The following is a 1,261-nucleotide window of genomic DNA, read 5'->3' as shown; positions in this document are numbered from 1 at the left end:
TGTAGTAAAAACACCTTTCTATAGAGGTTCTGTGAAATCAAAAGGTTAAGGAGGAGTGTAAATGAAAAAGTATGCTGCAACACATGAATGGGTATCGGTAGAAGGTAAGATCGCCACAATAGGAATATCCGATCACGCTCAAGATCACCTTGGGGACATCGTGTACGTTGACCTTCCTGAAGTCGGTAAGTCATATAAGAAGGGAGACGTCTTCTGCACGATAGAGTCTGTAAAAGCTGCCAGTGATATCTACGCACCAGTAAGCGGCAAGGTTGTTGAAGTGAATGAAGAACTTGATTCATCACCTGAAAAGATCAACGATGATGCTGAAGGTGAAGGCTGGATTGCAAAGATGGAGATAAGTAACGAATCTGAACTTGACAGCCTGATGGATTTGGAGGCATATAAGAAACACTGCGAAGAGGAGGGCTAATATGCCTGAGTTCCCCTATCTACCCCAAACAAAGAAAGACATAGATGAAATGATGGAGGTAGTTGGTGTCAAGAGCATATCAGAGCTGTTCAGCGACATACCCAAAAGGTTCGAGGTCGACATTTCTTTGCCTGAGAGTAAGGATGAATTCACTGTACTGAGAGACCTCAGTGAACTCAGCAAAAGAAATCTCACGCTTAACGATATGTCTGTCTTCCGAGGAGCCGGTGTGTATAAGCACTTCGTCCCTAGCGCGGTTCAAGCGATAGCATCAAGAGGGGAATTCCTGACTGCTTACACACCTTACCAGGCAGAAGTTTCGCAGGGCACTCTTCAGATGTTATTCGAGTTCCAGACAATGATATGCGAACTCACGGGGATGGAAGTTGCCAATTCATCGATGTACGATGGTGCAAGTGCCGTTGCGGAAGCTGCTCTTATGGCTGTCAGAGTAAAGGGTGGTAAGAAGGTTTTGGTCTCGGAGGCACTTCATCCCGAATACGTTGAAACGATCAAAACATATTGCTTTGGTAGCGACATCGATGTAGAGACTGTTGCCTTCGATTCCGAATCTGGACAGATAGATGTCACTGACCTTCAGAAGAAACTAACAGAAGATATTTCTGGCTTTGTTCTAGGTTATCCAAACTTCTTTGGAATAATCGAAAATCTCTCCGAAATTCGGTCCACGATTGGGGAGAACACTATGATGATAGTGAGTACAAACCCTATCGCTTTGGGCATACTTGAAGCTCCGGGGATGTTGGGAGCCGATATAGTCGTGGGCGACGGTCAACCGTTGGGAAATGCGCCTTCCTTCGGTGGACC

2 protein-coding genes are annotated in these 1,261 nt (G+C 45.5%); both read left to right on the top strand.

Features of this window, described 5'->3' with window-relative positions; all coding sequences use genetic code 11:
• The first annotated feature begins 61 nt into the window (after nt 1–61).
• On the top strand, nt 62–433 hold the full coding sequence (gcvH, locus tag BG32_RS07090) for a glycine cleavage system protein GcvH (protein WP_006487673.1): 372 nt from the start codon (nt 62–64) through the stop codon (nt 431–433).
• 1 nt (nt 434) lies between these two features.
• A partial coding sequence (gene gcvPA, locus BG32_RS07085; protein WP_121526613.1) for an aminomethyl-transferring glycine dehydrogenase subunit GcvPA occupies nt 435–1,261 on the top strand: 827 nt, incomplete at its 3' end.

Source organism: Mesotoga sp. HF07.pep.5.2.highcov, from assembly GCF_003666285.1.
GTDB classification, from domain to species: domain Bacteria; phylum Thermotogota; class Thermotogae; order Petrotogales; family Kosmotogaceae; genus Mesotoga; species Mesotoga prima.
This window is presented reverse-complemented; position numbering and strand designations above follow the sequence as displayed.

Coding starts and splice junctions, on each gene's coding strand:
- gcvH (WP_006487673.1), top strand. CDS start 62: ATGAAAAAGTATGCTGCAACACATGAATGGGTATCGGTAGAAGGTAAG.